24 protein-coding genes are annotated in these 25006 nt (G+C 51.9%); 9 read left to right on the forward strand and 15 right to left on the reverse strand.

The window, feature by feature from the left end; genetic code table 11:
- Positions 1–61: 61 nt before the first annotated feature.
- A complete protein-coding gene (locus DHN43_RS04445; protein ID WP_057464858.1) occupies positions 62–973 on the reverse strand; it encodes a LysR substrate-binding domain-containing protein in 912 nt (303 codons plus the stop codon).
- A gap of 108 nt (positions 974–1081) precedes the next feature.
- On the opposite strand from DHN43_RS04445, the gene DHN43_RS27170 reads away from it, so the two are divergent.
- Positions 1082–1252, forward strand: a complete 171-nt coding sequence (locus DHN43_RS27170; protein ID WP_162531840.1) for a hypothetical protein — start codon at positions 1082–1084, stop codon at positions 1250–1252.
- Between the two features lie 24 nt (positions 1253–1276).
- On the opposite strand, the gene DHN43_RS04450 is transcribed toward DHN43_RS27170, so the two are convergent.
- From DHN43_RS04450 to DHN43_RS04465, 4 genes are all read right to left on the reverse strand, one after another.
- Complete coding sequence (locus DHN43_RS04450; protein WP_057464857.1) at positions 1277–1771, reverse strand: Mpo1 family 2-hydroxy fatty acid dioxygenase; 495 nt, start codon at positions 1769–1771, stop codon at positions 1277–1279.
- A 120-nt stretch (positions 1772–1891) separates the two neighbouring features.
- Positions 1892–4216 (reverse strand): NADP-dependent malic enzyme, encoded by a 2325-nt coding sequence (locus DHN43_RS04455; protein ID WP_063293763.1) that lies wholly within the window; start codon positions 4214–4216, stop codon positions 1892–1894.
- A 118-nt stretch (positions 4217–4334) separates the two neighbouring features.
- Entirely contained in the window at positions 4335–5015 is a 681-nt protein-coding gene (locus DHN43_RS04460) for a ceramidase domain-containing protein (protein WP_108817839.1), read from the reverse strand.
- Positions 5016–5038: 23 nt separating this feature from the next.
- On the reverse strand, positions 5039–5632 hold the full coding sequence (locus DHN43_RS04465) for a glycosyltransferase (protein WP_108817840.1): 594 nt from the start codon (positions 5630–5632) through the stop codon (positions 5039–5041).
- A gap of 113 nt (positions 5633–5745) precedes the next feature.
- Between DHN43_RS04465 and DHN43_RS04470 the strand changes: the two genes are divergently transcribed.
- From DHN43_RS04470 to DHN43_RS04480, 3 genes are read left to right on the forward strand one after another with little or no spacing between them, the layout of a single operon-like run.
- A complete protein-coding gene (locus tag DHN43_RS04470) occupies positions 5746–6873 on the forward strand; it encodes a PA0069 family radical SAM protein (protein WP_108817841.1) in 1128 nt (375 codons plus the stop codon).
- A gap of 53 nt (positions 6874–6926) precedes the next feature.
- Positions 6927–7580 (forward strand): ribonuclease HII, encoded by a 654-nt coding sequence (locus DHN43_RS04475; protein ID WP_108817842.1) that lies wholly within the window; start codon positions 6927–6929, stop codon positions 7578–7580.
- Between the two features lie 44 nt (positions 7581–7624).
- On the forward strand, positions 7625–8686 hold the full coding sequence (locus DHN43_RS04480; protein ID WP_159096784.1) for an FRG domain-containing protein: 1062 nt from the start codon (positions 7625–7627) through the stop codon (positions 8684–8686).
- A 76-nt stretch (positions 8687–8762) separates the two neighbouring features.
- Here DHN43_RS04480 and DHN43_RS04485 read toward each other — a convergent pair whose 3' ends face one another.
- On the reverse strand, positions 8763–9026 hold the full coding sequence (locus tag DHN43_RS04485; RefSeq protein ID WP_208981728.1) for a hypothetical protein: 264 nt from the start codon (positions 9024–9026) through the stop codon (positions 8763–8765).
- Positions 9027–9444: 418 nt separating this feature from the next.
- Between DHN43_RS04485 and DHN43_RS04490 the strand changes: the two genes are divergently transcribed.
- Complete coding sequence (locus tag DHN43_RS04490) at positions 9445–10431, forward strand: hypothetical protein (RefSeq protein ID WP_208994820.1); 987 nt, start codon at positions 9445–9447, stop codon at positions 10429–10431.
- Positions 10432–10531: 100 nt separating this feature from the next.
- Here DHN43_RS04490 and DHN43_RS04495 read toward each other — a convergent pair whose 3' ends face one another.
- The 7 genes from DHN43_RS04495 to DHN43_RS04525 form a co-directional block, all read right to left on the reverse strand.
- Positions 10532–11017, reverse strand: coding sequence for a F0F1 ATP synthase subunit B family protein (locus DHN43_RS04495; protein ID WP_057462886.1), 486 nt, complete (start codon positions 11015–11017; stop codon positions 10532–10534).
- Between the two features lie 11 nt (positions 11018–11028).
- Positions 11029–11580, reverse strand: a complete 552-nt coding sequence (locus DHN43_RS04500; RefSeq protein ID WP_063302419.1) for a F0F1 ATP synthase subunit B — start codon at positions 11578–11580, stop codon at positions 11029–11031.
- Positions 11581–11680: 100 nt separating this feature from the next.
- Positions 11681–11908, reverse strand: a complete 228-nt coding sequence (locus DHN43_RS04505; RefSeq protein WP_008549639.1) for a F0F1 ATP synthase subunit C — start codon at positions 11906–11908, stop codon at positions 11681–11683.
- A 73-nt stretch (positions 11909–11981) separates the two neighbouring features.
- A complete protein-coding gene (locus DHN43_RS04510) occupies positions 11982–12749 on the reverse strand; it encodes a F0F1 ATP synthase subunit A (RefSeq protein WP_063287232.1) in 768 nt (255 codons plus the stop codon).
- Between the two features lie 52 nt (positions 12750–12801).
- A complete protein-coding gene (locus DHN43_RS04515; RefSeq protein ID WP_108817844.1) occupies positions 12802–13176 on the reverse strand; it encodes an AtpZ/AtpI family protein in 375 nt (124 codons plus the stop codon).
- 196 nt (positions 13177–13372) lie between these two features.
- On the reverse strand, positions 13373–16831 hold the full coding sequence (smc, locus tag DHN43_RS04520) for a chromosome segregation protein SMC (protein ID WP_108817845.1): 3459 nt from the start codon (positions 16829–16831) through the stop codon (positions 13373–13375).
- Positions 16832–16924: 93 nt separating this feature from the next.
- Positions 16925–17566 (reverse strand): DsbA family protein, encoded by a 642-nt coding sequence (locus tag DHN43_RS04525; RefSeq protein WP_057462890.1) that lies wholly within the window; start codon positions 17564–17566, stop codon positions 16925–16927.
- 509 nt (positions 17567–18075) lie between these two features.
- Here DHN43_RS04525 and DHN43_RS04530 point away from each other — a divergent pair.
- Positions 18076–18567, forward strand: coding sequence for a hypothetical protein (locus DHN43_RS04530; RefSeq protein ID WP_159096785.1), 492 nt, complete (start codon positions 18076–18078; stop codon positions 18565–18567).
- A gap of 35 nt (positions 18568–18602) precedes the next feature.
- Here DHN43_RS04530 and DHN43_RS04535 read toward each other — a convergent pair whose 3' ends face one another.
- A complete protein-coding gene (locus DHN43_RS04535; protein ID WP_082826820.1) occupies positions 18603–19139 on the reverse strand; it encodes a DUF721 domain-containing protein in 537 nt (178 codons plus the stop codon).
- A 137-nt stretch (positions 19140–19276) separates the two neighbouring features.
- Here DHN43_RS04535 and mutY point away from each other — a divergent pair, with 137 nt between their 5' ends.
- Positions 19277–20329 (forward strand): A/G-specific adenine glycosylase, encoded by a 1053-nt coding sequence (mutY, locus tag DHN43_RS04540; RefSeq protein WP_108817847.1) that lies wholly within the window; start codon positions 19277–19279, stop codon positions 20327–20329.
- Positions 20330–20393: 64 nt separating this feature from the next.
- Here the strand turns inward: mutY and DHN43_RS04545 are convergent, their stop codons facing one another.
- Positions 20394–21872, reverse strand: coding sequence for an AMP nucleosidase (locus tag DHN43_RS04545; protein ID WP_063293848.1), 1479 nt, complete (start codon positions 21870–21872; stop codon positions 20394–20396).
- 304 nt (positions 21873–22176) lie between these two features.
- Here DHN43_RS04545 and DHN43_RS04550 point away from each other — a divergent pair, with 304 nt between their 5' ends.
- A complete protein-coding gene (locus DHN43_RS04550) occupies positions 22177–23397 on the forward strand; it encodes a glycerophosphodiester phosphodiesterase family protein (protein ID WP_108817848.1) in 1221 nt (406 codons plus the stop codon).
- Positions 23398–23821: 424 nt separating this feature from the next.
- Positions 23822–24919 carry a site-specific DNA-methyltransferase gene (locus DHN43_RS04555; RefSeq protein ID WP_108817849.1) on the forward strand — a complete coding sequence of 366 codons (1098 nt, stop codon included), beginning with the start codon at positions 23822–23824 and terminating at the stop codon, positions 24917–24919.
- Positions 24920–25006 lie beyond the last annotated feature (87 nt).

Consider the following 25006-nt stretch of genomic DNA (forward strand, 5'->3'; position numbering starts at 1 on the left):
CTAACACCATAAGACACTTTAAAGCCCGGAACTTTGCTGAGTTTCCGGGCTTTTTATTTGATTAGACTTTGACAGCTTTTTCGTATTCAACCGCTGTTTGTGCGATTTCTTCTTTCAGCCAATCCCGAAGCTTGCGAACACTAGGACTGCGCAAGGCCCCTTCCCTGCAGATGAACCAGTAGGATCGCCCTGTTGAACAGCGGTGACCGAACGGAATCTTCAACTGACCCTGCTTCACAGCATTGGCGACCAGCGTATCCCAGCCCAAGAACACGCCGTGGCCTGCAATTGCAGCATCCATGCAGAGCGATGCGTTGGAGAAGCCATGACCTCTTGGAAGCTGGCTTTCTTTGAGACCAAACGGGGCCAGCCAGTCGCTCCAACGGTAATAGGAGTTATAGTCGCGGATGATCACTTCATTCAGAAGATCCCGTGGCTCTTTGAGGCGTTCCGCGATCTCAGGAGAGCAGACCGGATAGATGAAGTGCTCACACAGGCGCTCTGAGTAAACATCATCAGGTGCTCGTTTATGGACGCGGACACAGGCGTCTACATCGGAGTGATTGAGGTTTACCAACTGGTCGTTGGCATCCAGCCTGAGGTTGATGTCCGGATTGGCTTTCATGAAGCTGCTCAGGCGCCAGACCAGCCATTTCTCAGCCAACAGCGGAGCTACAGATAGAAAGAGGCTTTCTTCTCTGTCCCGGTCTGCCAATGCGACAGCCTCTGAGATTTGCTTCAGGCCCGATGTGAGCTCGTGACAAATCTCGGCACCAAGGCTTGTCAGCTTCAATCCGCCTGTCTCTCGAGTGAACAGCGGGCGGCCCAGCTGATGCTCGGTTTTGTGCAGTTGCTGGCTGACGGCGCCGGACGTAATGCCCAACTCTTCAGCCGCATTTTTCAGGGAGCCCAGGCGCCCGACAGCTTCAACAACGCGAAGGCCAGCGAGGCTGACTTGATTGAGATTTTTCATCGAGGACAGTTCCGAGCAGTAAATCTAAACCGGGGTTTAGTTATTCCAGATAGCACTTGCAATGCAATTGACGCATTGTCGCTCCATCAAGTCACAAAGGAAATGACAATGAAAAATCTTTTTAAAGATCTGTTGCGCGGCAAATCCCCCAGAAAGACCAAAGCAGCTGCAGGCTCAAAGCCTTATTGTGCTGACCCACTTTCACACCCTGCTCTTCAGCGGATGGATACGCGCGAAATTGGTGATGTTTACATCAACCCAGAAAAAACGCTGCCTTAAGAGCAGCGTTTTTTATTTTGTCCCTCAATACGGGATGCCAATCTTTTTAAAAATGAAATGCATGAGCCAGGCAGGTCCAACCAACAGGAACTGCAGATCTTTAAAGAAAGACGGCTTTTTCCCCTCAATATGATGGCCGATAAACTGGCCGACCCAAGCAATCACAAACACTGCCAATGCTGTCTGCCAGAGTGGGATGCCAAGCCCAAACTGCTGATAAGTCATGTTAATCCAGATCATCAATGCTGAGAAAACGGCCATGCCGATTGCCAGCGTGATGGACAATGACAGGTAGTAGATGATCGATAGCCCCAGGCCGATCGTGCACCAGTTCAGCCACGGTGAGATGTTCGACAACCCGATCGGTGTTGGAACAGACCACAGCAGTGCGGTTACCGTCCAGAAAATGACCGGCACACAGATCCAGTGAATGGCTTTGTTTTTGTGATTTTGGTGGCTTTCGCCGTACTCGCCCAGCAGGCGATCAATGCGACGCCCGGTTGCTTCTGAAAAGCTCATACTACCCTCCCCGTAATATCAAGCGGTATCAATGCAATCAGCATGCCGTAAGGGGAAGGTATTTTCAAGCTGACAAAACTTCGGCGGGCATATTAACCAGTGCCCGCCGAAGGAGTTGTTTTAGCTATGTGGTGCCAGGCAAACGCCTGCATTCTGCTTACGACATTGTGCATCAACAGCTGAAAGTGCTGTCATATTTACGATGCCGCGTGAGGTCACGGATGGCGTGATGATGTGAGCGGTTTTCTTCGCGCCCAGCAAAATTGGACCAACATGAAGCGCGTCTGTCATTGCCTTGATGAGGTTCAATGCGATGTTGGAGGCGTCCAGAGTTGGGAACACCAGCAGGTTGGCAGGACCGGAGATATGCGCATCTGGCATGTAGCGTTTCAGGATTTCCGGCTTCAACGCAGCATCACCATGCATTTCACCTTCAGCTTCCAGCTCTGGCAGCTGTTTCCAAACCATCTGCAGGGCTTCCCGCATCTTGTTGGAGGTTTCTGACGGACGGGAGCCGAAGTTGGAGTGGGACAGCAGCGCAACACGCGGTGTGATGCCGAAGCGCTTGATCTGCTCAGACGCCAGATGTGTTATCTCTGCGATCTCTTCAGCAGATGGACACTCAGTGACATAAGTATCTGCAAGGAAGTACGCGCCGCTGGAGTTGATCAGCAGTGAGAGCGTTGAGAAATCCGTTACACCTTCGGAACAACCAATGATGTTGTTGATGTCACGCAGATGCTTGTCAAAGCGGCCTTCGAGGCCTGTGATCAGCGCATCAGCTTCTTCTCTATGCAACGCCAGTGCACCAATGACAGTGGAGTTTGTACGCACCATCGTTCTGGCAGCTTCCGGCGTTACGCCTTTACGGCCAACCAGTTGCACCAGTGTATCAACATAGGAACGGTAGCGTGGATCGTCTTCCGGGTTCACAAACTCAAAATCTGTGCCCGGGCGAATGCGCAGGCCGAAGCGCTCACAGCGGTTTTCCAGAACCTGCGGACGACCAATGAGGATTGGTGTTGCGAGGCCCTCTTCCAGCACCACCTGAGCGGCGCGCAGCACACGTTCGTCTTCACCATCAGCGTAGATAACGCGCTGCTTATCTGCCTTTGCCTGTGCAATGATTGGCTTCATCACCATACCGGAGCGGAACACGAAGCGGTTCAGCTTATCCATGTAGGCGTCGAAGTCTTCGATCGGGCGGGTTGCGATGCCAGTTTCCATGGCAGCTTTTGCAACAGCAGGAGCAATGCGCAGGATCAAGCGGTTATCGAACGGGGATGGAATGAGGTAGTTCGGGCCGAATGTGTGGGTGACACCGCCGTAGGCTTTGGCCACCACATCGGTTGGTTCTTCCCGTGCCAGAGCAGCAATTGCCTCAACAGCAGCCAGCTTCATTTCTTCGTTGATGGCCGTTGCTCCAACATCCAGAGCACCGCGGAAGATGTATGGGAAGCAGAGGACGTTATTCACCTGGTTCGGGTAATCCGAACGGCCTGTACACATGACCACATCGTCACGAACAGCCAGTGCATCTTCCGGCATAATTTCCGGGTTCGGGTTGGCAAGGCCCATCACCAAGGGGCGTTTTGCCATCTTGGCGACCATCTCCGGCTTCAGCACACCAGCTGCTGACAAGCCGATGAAGACGTCAGCGCCTTCGATGATATCATCCAGCGTGCGCTTGTCGGTTTTCTGCGCGAACACGGATTTCCATTCATCCATAAGGGCTTCGCGGCCCTCATAAACAACGCCCTCAATGTCAGAAACCCAGATATTCTCACGCTTTACACCGGAGGACACCAGCAGGTTAAGACAGGCCAGCGCTGCAGCGCCCGCACCGGAAGCAACGACTTTAATCTCATCCAGCTTTTTACCGGAGAGCTCCATGCCATTGCGCACCGCAGCTGACACGATGATCGCGGTACCGTGCTGATCATCATGGAAAACCGGGATATTCATTCTTTCGCGCAGGCGTTTCTCGATCTGGAAACACTCTGGCGCTTTAATGTCTTCCAGGTTGATGCCGCCGAAGGTTGGCTCCAAAACGCCAACTGCATCAACGAACTTATCAACGTTGGTCTCGTCGACTTCGATGTCGAATACATCAATGCCAGCGAACTTTTTGAAGAGGACAGCCTTACCTTCCATCACCGGCTTGGATGCCAGAGGACCAATCGCGCCTAAACCCAGAACCGCGGTACCATTGGAGATGACACCAACAAGGTTTTGACGTGCGGTATAGTCAGCCGCTTTTGACTCATCCTTATGGATTGCCAAACACGGAGCTGCCACGCCCGGAGAATAGGCAAGCGCCAAATCTCGCTGGTTCCCCAATGGCTTAGTTGCCTGAATTTCCAATTTACCCGCGCGCGGATACTCATGGTAAAAGAGCGCTTGTTCATCGAGTTCGCCGGAGGTAGGGCGTTTTTTGTCCGTCATCGTCTATTCTTGCCTGACCGAGTGAATGAGCGGCTCGCCACCGGGAATCACTATGACTTCCGGTTCAGATGTCGCAGTTTTGCAAAACCTAGACCATCGCCTAGGATTTTGCAGTATCTCAATACGTCTTAAAGCGTATAAATGCGCGAATTAGAATAAGCAAAACAATTGCATTCAAAATATGCCACAAGGAATGTGTTCCAACTGGCAAAATCGAGCAAATTGGTTCGTCCAAAATCCGGAAACTCATAGAAAGTGCGAAGACCACGCCTGCGGCTAACAGAGCGTTGGATGTTTGCCTGTTTTTGCTACGGGTCAGGCATGCAAAAAGCAGGATTGCGAGGAGTGCCGGGGAGTAGCCAGCGGTGGATCCGAGTATCCCCTCAAACAGCCTTGGGCCAAATGCCATTGCCCCAAAGAAGAGCAGCGTTGCGCTCAGTGATATCAAGAGGTTGGCACCCATATATCGACGCGTGGCAAGGTAGAAGTAAACCAGCATGAAGATCGCAATCGGGATGACATCAGCCAGCATAGACCAGAAGGTTGCGAAGGTGTGGAACAGGAACGACCCGATCCCAATTATGGTCAACAGAGCAATGAGAACCAAAGCTGCGTTATCTTGTGCGTTGGTTTGCGTTGAATGCGTTTTTTTTGCGTTGCTACGTGCGTTCAACCAGAATTGAAGAGCAATCAGCGCTGCAATGATAAAAGCAGCGTTGCTCACTGCATTGAGTGGCTCAGACCAGAATGCAGCGGAGGTGCGCTCGCAGTATTGGTTCAGGTGTCGATTCCAATCCATGAGCCCTCCAAGCTGGTACCGCGTTATCTCGCCGTATGTTGAAAGATCACTGTACCGTTCAACCAATGGACCCGGCTAGCCCTCAAAACCTTCTGGAGCTGAGCCTGCCGGTTCACTCCTGACTCGTTCGCCAGAGCTTGTTGCAGGTGGTCTTTGTAGATCAGCATGGGGAGCTGGTGGCATGACGCTTTCAGCAAGCGATGCCTGAGGGTGATAAGTTTCTGCTTGAATTGTGCCACAGTGCCGAATTCTTCTGTTCGACTGGGAAACACACCGACCAGATTCTGCTCAGTTCCGACCCGCTCCGCGCGCTCTATGAAGGATGCGGCTTCTGCCTGCCAGCCCGCTTGCAGAATAGCGCCGGGTTGGATGAGCAAAACCCAGTTGGAACGGGTGCACCGTTTGAGCCCTTCGGCCAGAGCGGAGCCAGATTTTGTGGTGGTGCTGACGAAATCCGCACCGCTGGCATCCGCGACGATCTCTGTCCCATCAGATGAGCCTTCGTCGGTGATAATAACTTCTTTCAGGATGCCTTCTGCGGAAGCCGGGACCAGAGCGGACAGGGTGAGCACCAGCCGGTGCTCGCTGTTATAGGTGGGAATAAGTGCGCTAATCATTCCAACAGCTTACAGTGATTTGCCTTAGCTTTGGAAAGTAAAGGCTTGCAAATCCAGATATTTTGAGCAATGTTCCACTTATGTTCTCATAAGAAGATGAAAGTGCATGCCCCATGTCAACTGCACAAAATCACAGGGCCGAAACTGAGGCCACTGATCCTTTGGGATCTTCGCTTCCGGTCAACATGACAGGTCGGGGCCGTGCGGCACATTCCAACAAGGCTGGCCGGTTTGAGGCGGAAAGCCGGGAACTGATGGATGACGGCTGGGGAACAATTGATGAACTTCCTCCGATCAAGACAGAAGTGCAGATTGAAACTGCACGGCATGTGATAACCAAGAACAGCTCTCCTGACCTACCTTTTGATCGCTCAATCAATCCGTATCGGGGCTGTGAGCATGGCTGCATCTACTGCTTTGCGCGGCCAACCCATGCGTATATGGGCCTGTCGCCAGGGCTGGATTTTGAAAGCCGCTTGTTTGCCAAGCCCAATGCAGCACAGGTGCTCGAGCGGGAGCTGGGTGCATCCTCTTATCAACCCAAACCCATAGCGATTGGCACCAACACTGATCCCTATCAGCCGATTGAACGTACGCACAAAATCATGCGCGATGTTCTGGAGGTTTTGAACAAGACGGGCCATCCGGTGACCATTGTCACCAAGTCCGCGCTGGTCATGCGGGACATCGATATTCTCAGCGAAATGGCAGAGCGTAATCTGGCAAAGGTTGCAATTTCTGTGACCACGCTGGACCGGAAGATCGCGCGGAGCCTTGAACCGCGCGCGTCAACGCCGCCTCGCCGTTTGCAAGCGATCAAGGCACTGTCTGATGCGGGTATTCCAACCGCTGTGCTGGCAGCTCCGATCATTCCTGGACTGACGGATCATGAACTTGAGAGCATTCTTGAGGTTTGTAAGGAGCATGGTGCGACAGAGGCCAGTTACATTTTGCTGCGTCTTCCTCGCGAGGTTTCTGAACTCTTCAAGGAATGGCTTTTGCGGGAAGCTCCGGGCAGTTACCGGCGTGTGCTGAGCCTTTTGCGTTCCATGCGTGATGGAAAAGACTATGACGCTCAGTGGACGCAGCGCTTCAAGGGTAAAGGTCCTTACGCTGACCAGCTGGCAAAGCGCTTTCAGCTGGCGTGCAAGAGCAAGGGTTTATCCTCGCGCTCAATGAAGTTGTCCTGTGACCATTTCATCAAACCAACTTGCGGCGGTGTGCAGCTTTCATTGCTGTAGACGAGGCGTGTTTTGATGCTTGAAAGCTGCTGGGCTGCATGGCAATGAGGGGCATGTCGTATTTTGCAAACTCCCTCTTTGATATCGCCTTTCCTGATGCTCCTGACCTGCGCTTTGAGCGCTCTGTTGAGCAAGACCTGCAAGGGCGGTTTGCCGGTATTGATGAAGCCGGGCGCGGACCATGGGCTGGCCCTGTGGTGGTTGCTGCTGCCAGCCTTGACTACGACAACCTGCCAGAGGGACTGAACGATTCCAAGAAGTTGACCGAGGCCAAGCGCGAGGAGCTCTTTGAGCAGATCCTTGAGATGGCTGATGTGAGTGTGTGCGTGCAAAGCGCGCGGACCGTTGACCGGATCAACATTCGAGAAGCAACGCTGCAAGGTATGCGCACTTGCGCCCGCTCGCTGAATGTTCCGGTGAAACGGTTCTTCATTGATGGCAAAGATGTGCCCCATCACCTGCCGCAGGAAGGGCAAGCGCTGATCAAGGGTGATGGCCGCTGCCTCGCCATCTCAGCTGCTTCCATCGTTGCCAAGGTGACGAGAGACCGTCTGATGGTGAAGATGGACAGGTACTTCCCGGAGTACGGCTTTGCCAAACACAAAGGCTACGGCACCAAACAGCATCAGGAAGCACTGGCAGCACACGGCGTAACCCCGCTTCACCGCTGTTCCTTCCGACCTATTCGGGAGATGATTGAGGGGTAAGAAAAGACATCATATTATTGTACTTAAAGAAGCAGGTCTTTTTCATGAAATCTGATCTTAAATCTATTGTCCGTACTCAACCAACCCTTACTGCTCAAGAATTTTACGATTATCTCATCAAACGTCAGACTGCAGATCCAGACCAAGAAGGTCGTTTACTTTTTAGAGGACATAAAGACGCCTCTTTCAAACTTATTCCATCTGCTTTACGCCCTGATGCTATGCCGTGGTTTGACAACGTAAAACCATTTCGTGGCAACAAAGAACTAGCAATCCTTATTGAATTCTATCGTAGGGCGACAGAGTTGGGGTTAGATCTGCCTAGAGTTCCTAGTGAAGTTCATCGCAGCCTTATGGAGGCTGACGAGAACTCTTGTACGAACTTATCGCCTTGGTTTCCAAATGAAAATCTACGCGAATTGATTGCCTTAGCACAGCATTACGGGATGAAAACCAGGCTACTAGATTGGACACGCTCTTCTGGAGCTGCCATGACGTTTGCCGCTTCAGGCGCGTTAAATATACTTAATGAGCTGCTAAGAGAAGGGCAGCCTAGAGCAAGAGCCGATGACAACTTTTTAAAAGAACTATCATTTCAACAAATTCATGTTTGGGTACTGAACAGAGACCGAGCTAAGTCGATTTCTAAAAATGCAATGGCTTGTCTAAAGAATGAATACTCACGTAAAGCGATGCCATTTGATATCGACTTTGTTGAACCTCCGACACAAAGTAACAAAAATATCGTCGCGCAGCTCGGTGCATTTACATTACACCAACCACACATCATGAATGAAAAATGGGCACACTTAGACAAAGTAAACCTGCCTCTTGATGAAGCAATACTCTGCTGCCATCGTTTCTTGGAAGTGCATAAGGATCTTAGCAATGCAGATCGCCTCCAAATGATTTTGGAGTGTGTGACTCTCCCCATTTTGGAAGTTCCAAAGCTACTTCGTATTTTGAAGCAGCATAATATGGATTCTGCAAAGCTGTTTCCTGGCTTTGAAGGTTGCGTTCAAGCTGTAAACGACACCATCACATTGAAGCACGTACAAAGCAAACTCGACAGCCTCGCAGTAGGGGTAAACTTGGAGACAATTTAGCCACGCATCTCTCCGAAGTCAGAAAGAGTGCGACATGACTTAGCTGAACTAAAAGGATTTCAGAGCTGTCCGCAGCTTATCCAAAGTGCTTTTGCCAAGTTTCCTGCGTTTGCAGAAGTAAACGCTGTATGTCGATCATCTCCGCCGATGATCCGCTCGTGGATATTTTGATTGGTGCGCCCTTCGTGTAGAATTTATCTATCTCCGCATTTGCCAACCTAATAAAACTGCGCGCTTCTTCGGCGTTGACTTGCCTTCCTTCATCAACCTCAATGCGAACAGAAGTGAGTGGTTTGGCGAGTGAAAAATTAGCGTGGCTCATCATTTGGTCAAAACTCATAAATTAAGCAAAATTCAGAATTCAATAAAGCAATATATATGCCACTAAAAAGTGCAGGAAACTGGCGTTCTTAAAGTACTCATTTAGCCCTCGCGGCAGAATTTTCCGCAATTCGTGGGAGGTCGGCACTTCTTTTAGGGACGCCACTATTGGTGTTCATGTGATCGCTTAGAATTGTGCATGGAAATGTGTGTTTCGTACTGTCAGCGATGATATCGACTAGCCGTCAGAGCTAATTAAAAAGAGGAGTTCTTGCGTTGAACTCAAGCACACAGGCTTTTCCAATGCTCTCGCATTATAACGCAGAGTTGAATGACCTAGCGGCACTTACTCGCCTCTGAGTGCATTTTAACACAACCCAGAGGCGTAACAGCTCACATCATGGCGGCATTGCAACTCTAAATTCAGGAGCATTGAAATGCCAGCTATCACAGGTGCCGTGCGGAACGAGACCCTCCCAGTCCAACCACAGGCGGTTCAAAACACTGCCAAGCTTGCTGATCTGCAAGAGACGTATAAGGAACGTCATCTTGGAGATCTTGGTATCAACGTAAAATACAATCCTGCTATTCCGGAGCGGCAAGTGGATTCCAGTCTTGCTGCGGTCTCTGTGCATCGCATGGTGAATGACAAACTCGGAATGACGACAAACGCGCTTCACAACGTCGTGGAAGGCGGCAGAGATGCAGTGTTGTCTGCTAAAGCCCCGTTCCTAACCAGCGCCTCACCAGCTCAGGAAACAGCCGGAACACACAAGTCAGTTACTGCCTCCCCTGCTGACATCGCGAATTTGCCGGATGGATCATATCTGCAAACGCAGGGCAGATGGCTGGATGCTTCAACCGTGCAGGTGCCTGCGCCTGGAAATGTGTTTGGCGCAAGCGGGTTGTTTGCCTCTGCTGAGACGAGCCTCGATATTCCACTTGTGACGCCAATCAGTCCAAACAGGGATGACATCGCAGCGGCCTTTGGTGTCAAAATCTTTGATGAGGGACAGACTGTTCCGCTGAAGTTTGATGGAAACCTCAATGCCGTTGAGTATGAGTTCGGCAAGGCCTACCCACAATACCGGCTGGATGTTGCGAATGGCTTCTTTATTGAAACGCACGACTTCCCGCATGTGTTCATGCCAGCTTCTGAACAGAGTGAGATTGTGATCACTGTAGGGACGCAGCTTGAAGAAGATCAGTTTGCTCTCACAAACTTCCTTGTTCCACATGGCAGCGGTATTCTGGTGCCCGGGAACACCATACACGCTGATGCGTTCAGCTCAGGCAGCATCATTGCATTGTTGACGCACTGCACGGAAGCGGACGTTGTTTTGATGCACCAGCCGGATGACAGCCCATTGCCAATTAAAATCGACACCTCAGAGCGGTTGGGACTTGCTGAATGGCATGTCTAGTTTGTTATCAGGACGCTGAAGCCAAGTAATGTTTAGACAAAGAAAAAGGCTCCCGAAATTCGGGAGCCTTTTTTGATATTCTTGTCAGAAATTCTGAGGATCAATTCAGGTTTTCAGAAACCTGTTTGATGCTCTGCTTGAGCACTTTATCCTGAATTTCTTCTTTGGCAGTGCTGGAAGCGACGATGGTTTCAGCTGCCTGAACTGCAACATCTGCAGCACGGGAGCGAACCTGTGCAATCGCATTTGCTTCAGCCTGAGCGATTTTCGCTTCGGCTGCTTTGGTGCGACGTGCAATCATCTCTTCGAGAGCTGCCTTGGCTTCTTCAGCCAGACGATCAGCTTCAACTTTTGCGTCAGCAACAATCTGATCTGCTTCCGCTTCAGCCTCTTTACGCTTGCGCTGGTACTCGGCCATCAGAGCCTGAGCTTCTTCACGCAGCTTACGGGCGCCTTCAAGCTCTTGCTTGATGTTGTCCGCTTGCTGGTCAAGCATTGCACCAACCTTGCCAGGTACTTTCAGGTACCACAGCAGGGCAAAGAAGAGGATGAGACCAACGAGTGCCCAAAGGCTTGCATCGAACATTCTGTCACCCCTTACTTAAGTGCAGCATCAACGGCTTTGGCAACTTCAGCTTTCGCTGGAGCACGGCCACCGATAAGTGCCTTTACAAGCTCGCCTGTTGTCTCGGCGGCGATTTCGCCAACATGAGACAGGCTTTCAGCTGTGATCTTGGAAATGCTCTGTTCAGATTCGGAAAGCTTGGCTGCCAGCTGCTCTTCAGCCGCTGCGCGGGCGCTTTCTGTTTCTGCTTTCACCTTAGAACGTGCATCATGAGCCATGGTAGTGGCTTTTTTGCGCGCTTCAGCTAGAGCACTTTCGTAGGATGCAATGGCTTCATCTGTCTCTTGTTTGAGACGGGATGCTTCTGCCATATCACCTGCGATGCGATCGCGACGATCTTCAAGGATACCGCCGATGCGTGGGAGGACCACTTTCGACATTACCCAGTAGAAAACGCCGAAGGAAAGAACCAACCACAACAGCTGAGACGGGTAAGTCGTGCTGTCGAACGGAGGAAAGCTACCGCCCTCCTCTACAATGCCAACTTCGGCAGTTGTATTCAGGTTGCCTTGAGTATTCGACATCAACTTCTCCGTGAACGCTCTTCGTAACGTTTTATGATTTTAGAGACGGTCCCTACCATGAGGAACCGTCATCATAAAACGCTCTAATCGTTGTCGTCGATTATACTGCGAACAGCAGCAGAAGTGCGACGAGAAGGGAGAAGATGCCGAGAGCTTCGGTCACAGCAAAGCCGAGGATGAGGCGGCCAAACTGTCCATCTGCAGCAGATGGGTTGCGCAGTGCGCCGGCAAGGAAGTTGCCGAAGATGTTACCAAGACCGAGAGCTGCACCACCCATACCAAGGCATGCGATACCGGCACCGATGTATTTTGCTGCTTCTGCTTCCATGACAAGTGCTCCTAAACTAGCAAATTCGTCTATGACTTTGTTTTGGGTTTGAAACCCGGATTCTACACGTTACTTAGTGGCTCGGATGGAGCGCATCTGCAAGATACATGCACGTAAGAACGGTAAAGACGTAGGCCTGAAGGAATGCCACGAGGAACTCAAGAGCCGTGATGGCAACTGTGAGTATCAGAGGCAGGATCGCAGATGCGATGCCAACTGCACCGAAGCCGGTGAGCATGACAACAAAACCTGCAAAAACCTTCAGAGTGATGTGACCAGCAAGCATGTTTGCGAACAAACGAACGGACAAGCTAACTGGACGTGAAAGGAAAGAGATAACTTCAATCGCGGAGACCAGAGGAATAACCCCAGCAGGAACGCCACTTGGGACGAACAGCTTAAGGAAGCCTGCACCGTGCTTGAAGAAACCGTAGATCGTTACAGTGCCAATCACGAGAATTGCGAGTGCAAATGTCACGATGATCTGACTTGTAACGGTGAAGAAGTATGGGAACATCCCGAGCATGTTTGCAACGAATACGAACATGAACAGGGAGAAGACGAGCGGGAAGAACCGCATTCCGTCATTGCCTGCTGATCCTCGCAATGTGGCAGCAACAAACTCGTAGGACATTTCCGCCATGAGTTGAGCGCGGCTTGGGACCAGACCACGTCTGTTGGTAGACAGAACGAGGAACAAGGTCGCTACAGCGACGGTGACAACCATGAACAAGGAAGCGTTGGTAAAGGAGAAATCAACACCGCCAATCTCCACAGGAAAGATCTTGGAGATATGAAACTGGTGGATCGGATCGATCGCGTTGCCTGAATTTCCAGCCACAGGTAGTACCCCTGAAGTGCCAATTTACGAGCGCAAGAGCGCGATGAATTAGTTAGTCCTGCTTCTTGCCGGAATTCATCCGTCTTTCAGGACCGGCGACTTTGCCCGCCTCCCGAAGGACGTTTAATATTCCCGCAACAAAGCCAAGCATAAGGAGAATTATCATCCCCCACGGCTTGGTCCCGATCCAGCTATCCGCCATCCAGCCGAGTGCCCCCCCGACAAAGATAGCGGCAATAAACTCGGAAGACATCTTCCAAGCCTGTGACAAGCCTGACATCGCGCTGGTCTTGTTCGGTTCCTCTTTAGCAGAGGCTTCGTCCAAGCGTGTATCCAACGTTTTGCCGAGCTTTTCTAGCCGCTCAGACAGGTGACGATCAGTTTCTTTCATGTCTTTTTCACTCTGCTTATTCTCATCGGGAGACATGTTCATTCTTCCTAGATACCGGCAGATAGTTCAAAGACATGGATGCCCCTGAAAGTCGGGGGCACCATAATGCTCGTGATCTGCACTGTCAAGGTTAGAGCTACTTAAGCTAAATAACTGATATCTAAAGGGTTTCCAGAGTTTCTAACAGAGAATACGTATAAAGGATACTTTCAAGGCCGTATTGTACCCTATTTTAGGCCGGTTCGGTGAATCGTTCAGCCGTCTCAAGATCTACCGAAACGAGCTGTGAGACCCCTCTTTCAGCCATGGTTACACCGAACAATCTGGACATGCGCGCCATGGTAATCGGGTTGTGTGTGATGACGGTGAAACGCGTTGCCGTGTTCTGCGCCATATCCTCCAGCAAAGCACAATAACGCTCAACATTGGCATCGTCCAACGGAGCGTCAACCTCATCCAGAACACAGATTGGGGCAGGATTTGTAAGGAAAACTGCGAATATGAGCGCCATGGCGGTGAGGGCCTGCTCACCACCTGAAAGCAGTGTCATGGTCTGGGGCTTCTTGCCCGGAGGGCGTGCAAAGATCTCCAAACCAGCATCGAGAGGGTCTTCCGCATCCACCAGTTTCAGCTCTGCCGTTCCGCCGCCGAACAAGTGTGTGAATAAACGCTTGAAGTGGTCGTTGACCTGATCAAAAGAGCTCAAGAGCCGCTCTCGCGCTTCCTTGTTCAGGTTCATGATTCCTGTGCGCAACTTCCTGATGGCCTCAATCAGGTCGTCTCTTTCGGTGATCAGCGTGTCTCGCTGCTCCGTAATTTCCTGCATTTCCTCATCGGCACGCAGGTTTACGCCTCCAAGACGTTCCCGCTCAGCCTTCAAACGATCAAGCTTGCGTTCGGCGCCTTCGGCATCCGGCAAAGGCGCATCTGGTGACAGGCCGGCCATCTCATGCAGACGAGAGACATTGACTTCCAGCACCTCATCCACGCGGCGCTCAATTTCCAGGCGGCGCTCTTTGGCTGCTTCAAGGCGCTCTTCGGCACGGACCTTGCGCTCGCGAGCGCCAGATAAGCCTTCCATGGCTTCACGGGCCTTCTGGTCGGCTATCAGCTGGCGCTTTTCACCTTCCGCGAGTTTGTCATCAGCTGCTTTGCGTGCACTCTCTGCAGATGTGAGGCCATTCATCAGGTCCTGACGTTTGAGCTCGATCTCCTCCGGGCTCTCCAACAGAATGAGACGTTCTTCTGCGGCATCATCGCGGCGCTGGCGCAGGACGGAGATTTGCTTGTCTGCGTTTTGCGCGCGCTGAACCCAATTCTGTCTGTCGCGTTCGATGGTTTCAAGGCGCCGCGCACGCAGCTCCCCTTCCCGCTTCAGCGCATCGGTGGCTCCTTTGGCCTCTGCCAGTTTGCTGCGGCAGGTGGAAACATCTTTGGACGCGCTTTCCAGTTCAGCTGTTACGCCTGCAATATCCGGCAGCTCTTCCAGAGCGCTCTCGGCTTCTTCGAGCGAGGCTGCAGTCTCTTCATAATCTTCATTTGCGCGGCGGAGCTGTTCTTCAAGCGTTGTTTTACGAACAGACAATTCTGTTAAGGCACGCTCAGCAGTCGCGAGCTCTTCCCGCAAGGCGACAATGCGAGATTGCTCCAGACGCAGTTTCTGACGCATATCCTGCTCAGTAACTTCGGCTTGACGTCGATGCTCGGTCGCGGTTTCCAGCGCTTCTTTCTTTTCTTCCACCAGATCCCTCGTCTGTTCGACAAGGTCTTCCAGTTCCGCCAAGCGGTTTCTTTGTGCAAGACGTTGTGCAGCTGGTGTTGGTGCGTCTGCTGCGATGATCAAACCATCCCAGCGCCACAGATCCCCTTGCTTGCTGACCAGTCGCTGGCCAACTTTCAGCTCTTTGCGCAAAGCTGAGCCGTGTTCAGCCTCAATCAGCCCAACCTGAGCAAGACGGCGTGCCAGCTCATTGGGCGCCTGCACATATTCGGAAAGTGGTGCTGCACCTGCTGGAAGGGCAGGATCACTGCCCGCCCCCGCATTCAGGCTCCAATGAACGGGAGCATCTTCTTCCATTGCAGCATCAAGGTCTTCGCCCAAGGCGGCACCCAGCGCTGTTTCCAATCCCGGGTTTACGCTCATGCGGTCTACAGCGGGTGTCCAGTCTCCGCTTTGGCCAGCAGAGAGGACGGCCTGCAGTGTCTTGGCTTCTGTCTCATATCTGGAAAGAGCTGAATGTGCTTCATTCAATGGAGTGCGGCAGTTGTTTTCCGTTTCGCGCGCCGTTGCCAGTGTCTCTTCAGCTTCGACTGCGGTTTCTTCTGCTTCTGCCAGTTCTTCCAGAGCCATTTCCAGCTCTTCGCGCTTATCGCTTGGGCCACTGGCCGCTTTAATATCTGCCTCAACAGCTTCAAGCTGGCCTTTGAAGCGGTCTGCCTCTTCTTTAAAGCGGGCGCTCTTCTGGCGAATGCCTGAGATCTGATTGTCGAGCTGGGTGTGCTTGGCGAGAAGGCTGGCGTGATCCTGTGTGATCCGCGAGTGTTTCATCTCGCTGGCATCGAGATTGTCTTCTGCGATCAACACCAGTTCTTCGGCTTCAGCCGCCCGCTCGTCCAAAGTCTCGGCAGCTTCGAGGAGTTCTTGTTTTTCCTCTTCCAGCTCTTCCAGATGACTGGTGTTTTCGCTGGCAAGCTGGGCTTCACGGTCGATGTCCTGCTCCATCTGAGCAAGACGCGCCTGAAGGTCCAACAGCTTTTCCTTAATCCGGCGGTCTTCTGACTCAAGATCGTTTTTCGCGATAATCAGATGCTGGAGCGCGGCAGCGGCGCCGCCTGCGGCTTCTCTGAGCTTTGGAATTTCATGGGCGGCAAGTGCTTGCTCTTTCGCTGTAGACGCCTGCAGGCCTGCGATGTCCCGCATTCCGATCTCAGCATCCGCATATTGCTTGCGGGCTGCGTCCAGCGCGGCTGTTGTTTCCTGCCAGCGCAGATACAGGATCGTTGCTTCGGCTTTGCGAATTTCTGAAGAGAGGTTGCGGTAGCGGGTGGCTTGTCTTGCCTGCCGCTTCAGGCCGTCGAGTTGCCCCTCAATCTGAACAACCACATCTTCCAATCGCTCCAGATTGGTTTCAGCAGCCCGCAGGCGGATTTCTGCTTCTTTCCGGCGGCTGTGTAGACCGGAGATACCTGCGGCTTCTTCCAGAATCTTTCTACGCGAGGTTGGTTTGGACGAAATCAGCTCGCCGATTTGCCCCTGTCGCACCATTGCCGGTGAGCGCGCACCAGTGGAGGCGTCGGCAAACAGCAACTGTACGTCTCTTGCACGAGCGTCTTTGCCGTTGATCTTATAGACAGAGCCAGCTTCACGCTCGATACGGCGGGTGACTTCCAGCGTGTCACTGTCGTTATATCCAGTGGGTGCTGTTCGATCTTGGTTGTCGAGAAAGAGCGTCACTTCGGCTGTGTTACGCGCCGGGCGGTTGAGGCTGCCCGAGAAAATTACATCATCCATTCCGGAGGCGCGCATGTTCTTATAGGAGCTCTCTCCCATAACCCAGCGCAGCGCTTCTACAAGATTGGACTTTCCGCAGCCATTGGGCCCGACAACGCCTGTCAGGCCGTCTTCAATGACAAACTCCATAGGTTCAACAAAAGATTTGAACCCAAGGACACGGAGGCGCTGAAACTTCATGGAGCGCCCCCTACTCTTACAACAGGGTGTAAGCGATCATACGCGCATAGATCTGCGAGCAGGAGATTCAGCCCTGAGGGCTGCCCGCTTGTCTTACAGATTCTTATCCACGTACTTGCTGAACTCCTCAAGAGAGAGCGCTCCGCTTACTTTTTCACCGTTGATAAAGAAGGTCGGTGTTGAATCTACACCCAGCGTGTCTGAGCCGTAGTCACGAACTTCGGTTACTCCGTCTAGTATTTCCTGATTCGTCAAGCAAGCCTTTACAGCTTCTTCAGTGAAACCGAGCTGCTTGCCCATATTCAACAGGGCGCTGTATGGATCATTGGTGAATGCCCAGCTGCGCTGCTGTTCGAACATCAGAGACATAATGTCGAAGTATTTGTCTTCCGGTGCACAGCGCGCAAGCATAAAGCCAGCTGCGGCGACTGTATCCAGCGGGAATTCACGGAAGATGAAACGCACTTTGCCGGTGTCGATGTATTTCTTCTTCAGCTCTTTATATGTGGTGTTGTGGAAGTTGGCGCAGTGACCACATGTCAAAGAGGCATATTCAATGACAGTGACGGGAGCGTCTGCCTGGCCGATAACCTTATCACCCAACGGGCCAACCTTATTCAGGTCTGCCTCGGAATAGGTCTGTGCAGAGGCAACAGTTGGCATAGCGGCAAAGGCAAGAGAAGCGGCTGTAAGAGCACTGGTGCGCTCAAGAAACTTACGGCGAGAGAGTGTCACGTTTTTCTATCCCAAGTTAAAATGTGTTGCCCTGTTGGCTGACCCGGCGCGTTTATCGCCATAAAGACAGCCAGCATCTGGTCTGGAGTATAACCACTCCAACCCAAGAGCCATTGATCACAAACTGGTGAACATCCGCAGAATACAGCCATGCCCACAGCTCGCTTTCCAGCAACAATTGGTTTTCAGGAAACTATGGCAAATACTTGTCGGATGCTACCGAATATCCTGAGTAGTCATATTAAATTTTGGTAAGGCAGCCGGATTGACGCATACGTTAGGCGAGAAAACGATTTTCTTCGTTTAAAACAAAGGGGTTCTGCCATTTCGCGGTAAACGGGCAGAGAGCGTTCCAAGATATTCACTATGATTAAATTTGCACTGCTAATACATACCCACAGAATTTATGCATGGAAAACAACAATAATTTCTCGTGTTGTTTTGTTTTTGCCTCATTAATGAGTTATTAAATATTTATAGAACTCTCTAACAAGATATACGGATACATTATGAAGCGCTTGACTACCTTAATGCTTCTCATCACACCACTGATTGCCTGCCAAGCCTCTGTATCTGAAGATTTCGTCGAAGCTATACCTACAACTACTCAAGAAACGACGATTGAAACGACTGCTATACCTGCAACATCCAATACAATTTATACAGGCACGGCAGATTTGGGCGCACTTACCTCTACGAACTGGGTCGTCAGCGAGGGCAGCGGAAACAGCTCAGCTCCTTGTCGGGTTCAGTTTAGCAAGACCCCGTCAGGCGCCGCTGTTGTGACACCAGCGGTGACCAGCAGTTTTCCAAACGGACATGCAGCAACAAGCGGCTGCACCAATGAAGAGCTGAGCAGCGTGACGGCGTGGGCGGTGAATGGTGATACCATTGAGCTGCGGAATGCGCAGGAAACAACGACAGCCTATCTTTTGATGGAGCGCCCTGACCTTTTGCTAGGATATACCGCAAAGGGGCATGATCTGGTGGTCAGCCAGTAATCACTCATTCAGAACTGCAGGTCTTTAAGGATGGATCAGGAGTTGCTTGCAGGTGTGCGGGCAATGAGGTTCTTGCCGAGCTTTTCCAGCGCATTCTTCAGCCGCTCATCAGAGACTGACGCAACCTTTTGCTCAATGCGGCGGTTTTCAATTTCTGACAGCTCACGAAGCGGTTTTGGTGTGATCTTTTTGGTTCTGAGCGCCGGACGCTGCACAACCTTGATGCGGCCAACCGCATTCCAGCCTAAAAAGGCGTTTATCCGATCTCGCAGTTGTGGAGCTTCATGCGTGAAGAACAAAGCAGTGGAGCCATCCGCATGAACAAGAAGTGTTGCAGGTTCTGCAACCGGCTCTCCCTCAGAGCTTTTGGCTCTTGGCCAAACAAGCCTACCGGGCTGTACTTTTCCGTGATACTTCTTCCCGACAAGTTCTGGCCAGGCGGTGAGAAGGTCGGCACTGGCAAATCCGCGCTTGCGCGCGACAGGGTGCATGGTCTTACCAATCAGCTCGTTTAGCTGATGGCTTGATCTCCTGGAAACCCGATTTTGCGCAGTTGCTTTCATCGTCTTCATCACGCCATTAGATTAAGGCACATATATGACCATTGCTTTATATTAGTCTTAATTCAGTCCCGTTTTCCGCGGTACCATGAATTACCAAGGGAACCCCAATTATTTAGGGATCAAAACCAAGGTTAACCCACAAAACCATGCAAGATAATCTAGTTGTTCTTTACTGGTATGACAGAAATTCTCGCCAACTGCCATGGCGAACAGCTCCTGCTGATATACTTTCCGGTGTAAAACCAGACCCTTACCATGTCTGGCTCTCAGAAATCATGCTTCAGCAGACTACTGTTGCGGCAGTGAAAAACTACTTCAATCTCTTCATAAAGACATGGCCAACACTTGCTGATATGGCCAATGCGGAGGAAGAAGACATCCTAAAAGCGTGGGCTGGGCTTGGTTATTATTCCCGTGCAAGAAATCTGTATAAGTGTGCAAAATTTGTCCAATTGCATCACAATGGGCGTTTTCCTGAGGAAGAAGAGCGGCTTTTAAAGCTCCCCGGCATCGGTCCTTACACGGCAGCTGCAATCTCCACGATAGCCTTTGGGCGCCATGCTGCTGTGGTTGATGGCAATGTGGAGAGGGTTCTATCCCGCCGCCATGCATTGCTGACCGAGCTCCCTGCTCTCAAAGCTGAAGTGAAGCCGTTGATGGCTGAAGTGACTCCACATGACCGGCCCGGCGACTTTGCGCAGGCCATCATGGACCTTGGCGCCACGATCTGCACGCCGAAGTCTCCGGCCTGTGGCATCTGCCCGTGGATGGATGTTTGTGAGGGTCGCAAGCAAGGCATTGCGGACACGCTGCCACGCAAAGCCCCTAAGAAGGTGAAACCGACACGACGTGGCATGGCCTTTCTGCTCAGCGATGCACGTGGCCGCGTTCTTCTGCGCAAACGCGAAGATAAAGGACTGCTTGCAGGCATGAGTGAGCCCATCACCACCCACTGGGCGGATGATGCAGCGATGGAAGACCTCTCACATGCTCCGATCACTGCGGATTGGGTGCGTACGCCGAAGGATGTGAAGCACACCTTCACGCACTTCCATCTAGAAATGAGCGTCTGGCAGGCACAGGCGCCCGCTCATTACGATGAACCTGATGGATATTGGTGGTCAGCACCAGATGAGCTTGAGGGGGAGGCCCTGCCAACGGTGATGATGAAAGCGCTGAAGGCCGGCGGTGTGATTTAAGTGCGCAGCAAAAAGCCGAGTCTGGAGCCCGGCTTTTCTTGTTTCTACAAATGCTGATTGGTGCTTATTGGAATGCGGTTTCCATGAAGCTGCGGAGTTTGCGAGAGTGGAGCCGTTCCAACGGCATTTCCCTAAGGACCTCCATGGTCTTCACACCAATTTCCAGATGCTGGTTCACTTGCGTCCGGTAGAAGTCTGTCGCCATGCCGGGCAGCTTCAACTCCCCATGCAGCGGCTTGTCTGATACGCAGAGCAAGGTTCCATAGGGAACGCGGAAGCGGAAGCCGTTGGCAGCAATGGTTGCGGATTCCATATCCAGCGCGATCGCACGGGACTGGGAGAAACGCTGCACTGGCTCGCGGTGGTCGCGCAGTTCCCAGTTGCGGTTATCGATGGAGGCTACGGTTCCTGTGCGCATTACACGCTTCAGGTCATAGCCGCTGTAACCGGTGGTCTTTTCAACGGCATCTTCCAGCGCGACCTGTACTTCTGCCAGAGGCGGGATGGGAACCCATGTTGGCAGGTCGGCATCCAGCACCTTGTCTTCACGCACATAACCATGAGCCAGTACGTAATCACCGAGCTGCTGGCTGCTTCTGAGCCCAGCGCAGTGGCCGAGCATCAACCAGGCATGTGGACGAAGCACTGCAATGTGGTCGGTGATGGTTTTTGCATTGGACGGGCCAACACCGATGTTCACCATGGTGATGCCGGAGTTGTCCTCCCGCAGCAGGTGATAGGCTGGCATTTGTGGCAGGCGCGGCGGGGCCACACCTTCGCGCGGTTCTTTATCACCTGCATAGGTGATGAGATTGCCCGGCTCGACAAAGGCCACATAACCGCTCTCCGGATCATTGATCAGCTCTTTTGCCATCTGCGCAAAGCCATCAATATAGAACTGATAGTTTGTGAAGAGCACGAAGTTTTGGAAATAGCGCGGCGCGGTTGCAGTGTAGTGCTGCAAGCGATGCAGGGAATAATCCACGCGCGGAGCCGTAAACGGCGCCAGCGGCTCAAAGCCATCTTTTGAACGGTAGGTGCCATTGGAGATGGCATCATCCATGACGGCAAGATCCGGCACATCAAACACATCACGCAGCGGGCGCTCTTCGCTGGATGGCAAAGCGCCTTCCACGTGTGCGCCATCATAAAATGCAAAATGCAACGGGATCGGCTGATCACTTTCAGCGATCACCACTTCAAGGCCGTGGTTTTTGATCAGGAGATCAATCTGATGTTCCAGGTAGTTCTTAAAAAGATCTGGCCGGGTGACTGTGGTCTTATATTTGCCAGGCCTTGCCACAAAGCCATAGGACAGGCGCGTATCAACGCGGATGTGGCTGGAAACTTCAAATCGCAGTTCCGGGTAAAATGCTCTGACCCGGGTTTCCGACATGCTGCCCTGTGCAGCCTCTTTAAAATTCTCACGTAGAAAGTCAGTCGCCCGATCAAACAGATAGATCAGGTGCGCAACAGCTTCACTGGCATCTTTAAAGGATTGTGGGGGAATTGTCTCAGGCGTACGGATGGAACGGCTTTCCATCACAACGTCGCTATCGGATATAGTCGACACGTTCGGTTTCTCCTCTTTCGTGTCACTATATATCTGAGGGATGTTTACGACAGGGTCAAGACAAACTGCGGACAAATATGGTTTATTTTTTAGTGAGTGAGGATATTTTCACGCAGCGTCAGATTCAGCTCTGCACACAGAATTGAGATTCATAGCTACATATTTACCCTTATCTCCTTCAGTTTATTCTGTAAAACTATCCCGAAAATTGCATGGGCGAGTTCTAGAGGCACTTTGCAGGACTACGCTTCAGATGATCGGGAGGGATCTTTTTATGCACTTTGTTCGTACTGCTGCGCTTGGTTTGGTGGCTGGCACCTGCCTTACTGTGAGCGCACAAGCTGCCCAGTTGGGGCCGCGGCCTGCTTTTCTCGTTGAGCAGATGCAAGAGAGCCCGTTGAAGGATAAGTTGCGCGCCTGTATCGGCAATCCTGCAAAGGCTTCCAGTTTCACGATCGGGCACCGTGGGGCTCCCCTGCAGTTTCCTGAGCATACGTTAGAGTCTTATCAAGCTGCAGCTGTGATGGGTGCGGGGGTGCAGGAATGCGATGTCACCTTCACCAAGGATAAGGAGCTGGTCTGCCGTCATTCTCAAAATGATCTGGCGACAACGACAGATATCCTCGCGACTGACCTGGCAAGCACGTGTGTTGCTCCGTTTACTGCTGCTGCCAATGGCGAGAAGGCAGCGGCGGAGTGCAGAACCTCTGAGATCACATTGGCAGAGTTCCAAGGTATCACTGGCAAGATGGACGCCTCTAATCCAGCTGCAACAACGGTTGAGGACTTCCTGAAAGGCACAGCTGACTGGCGCACGGACCTTTATGCGGCAGCTGGCGCTGGTGGCACTTTGATGACCCATGCTCAATCCATTGAGCTCTTCAAAAAACAGGGCGTTAAATTTACGCCGGAGTTGAAGCACCCGAGCGTGAAGATGCCGTTTGACGGGTTCACTCAGGAAGATTTCGCTCAGAAGCTGATTGAAGAGTATAAAGCAGCAGGTATTCCGGCTTCTGACGTTTATCCGCAGTCCTTCTTTTTGGATGACGTGCTGTACTGGATCAAGAATGAGCCTGAGTTTGGCAAGCAGGCCGTGTTCCTTGATGGTCGCTTCCGTATGCAGGGCTTTGACACATCTGATCCAACCAGCTTCAAGCCGTCCATGGCTGAGCTGAAAGAGATGGGTGTGAACTATATCTCCCCTCCTCTTTGGATGCTTGTCACTCTGGATAACGGGAAGATCGTGCCGTCGGCTTATGCAAAGGCTGCGAATGAGGCTGGCATCAAGATCTTCACTTGGACGCTGGAGCGCTCTGGCCTGCTCTCTCACAACAAAGGCGGCTGGTACTATCGCAGCATCAATAATGCGATCACCAGCGAAGGCAGCGTTTATGAGCTGCTGGATGTGCTGGCACAGGACGTGAAGGTCAGCGGTGTGTTTTCTGACTGGCCAGCAACAGTGACATTTTACGCCAACTGCATGGGGATTGAGTAAGCCCCTCTCCTGCACTGATTTGCAGTTTGGAAGCGCGCCTTACATGGCGCGCTTTTTTTTGCGCTGTCCGCAGCGTAAGCCCTGCCACACTCGTTAACCGATTTGCCCGCTGTCCCCGCAGTGCGTTTACCTTGTTCTCTTTAGCCAGCAAAAAAGCTTGACTCTCAAAAAAATATTTAGGGTCTCTATTTTCGCCATTTTAACTCCTCATAAACCTCTACCCCAAGGGAATCCGCGGTCGAATATTAATGGGAGTTAACTTCGAGACGAATATTCGAATCTGTAAATAAAGCGTTGATTCTAAAAGAATAAAAGATATCCACTATTAACCTCTGGTTTACCATAGTGGGTAACCATAGCACTCATGAATTGCGTGAGGTGTTGCGTCGCAATGAGAGTACAGCGTAAAGAAGGGGTGTCCTTGATGGCACCCCACATTTCCACCAAGCCAGACTGGCTTGATACAATTATTAAGGGCGACTGTGTTGAGGCTTTGAACAAGCTTCCTGACAACAGCGTGGATGTGGTTTTCGCCGATCCCCCTTATAACCTACAGCTGGGCGGAGATCTGCACAGGCCTGATCATTCGAAGGTAGATGCCTGCGATGATCACTGGGATCAGTTCTCCAGCTTTAAAGCTTATGATGAGTTCACTCGTGCTTGGCTGCAAGCGGTTCGCCGCGTGTTAAAGCCAAACGGGTCCATCTGGGTTATTGGCTCTTATCACAACATTTTCCGCGTTGGTGCGGTGATGCAGGACCTTGGGTTCTGGATCAACAATGATGTGGTTTGGCTGAAAACAAACCCGATGCCGAACTTCCGTGGCAAACGTTTTACTAATGCTCATGAGACGCTCATCTGGGCCTGCCCTTCACAAGTGAGCAAGCCGACCTTTAACTACGATGCGATGAAGACGTTTAACGACGATCTTCAGATGCGGTCTGACTGGGTGCTGCCTATCTGCACTGGTCATGAACGCCTGAAGGACGACAACGGCGACAAAGTGCATCCAACTCAGAAGCCGGAGAGCCTGCTTTACCGCGTGCTGCTCTCCACTTCAAACCAGGGCGATGTGATCCTTGATCCATTCTTTGGCACAGGCACCACTGGTGCTGTTGCCAAGAAGCTTGGCCGCCACTTTGTGGGATGTGAGCGTGAAGACTCTTACATTAAAGCCGCTTCCGAACGGATTGACCGGGTTACACCTGCCAACGATGATTTTCTGGCGATGACACAAGGTAAACGTGCTCTTCCACGAGTTCCGTTTGGCAATTTGTTGGAGACAGGATTATTGACACCGGGCGCGGAACTGACCGATGCCCGTGGACGCTTCAAGGCTACGGTTCGCGCCGATGGTTCCTTGATCTGCGGCGAGCATTCAGGATCCATCCATAAGGTGGGTGCGCTCGTTCAGGGTCAGCAAGCCTGCAATGGCTGGACCTTCTGGCACATTAAACGTGGCAAGGCTCTTGAGCCGGTTGACGCCCTTCGGGAAGTCGTCCGCTCGCAAATGCCTAAGTAGCGTCTTACACAGTTCGTGTGGCGACCTCGCCCCACGGTTTACAGGGTTTGTCCCTGCTTCATATCCATATGACTTGGCCCTTGCCTT

It is taken from the genome of Pseudovibrio sp. Alg231-02, assembly GCF_900143565.1.
Taxonomy (GTDB): domain Bacteria; phylum Pseudomonadota; class Alphaproteobacteria; order Rhizobiales; family Stappiaceae; genus Pseudovibrio.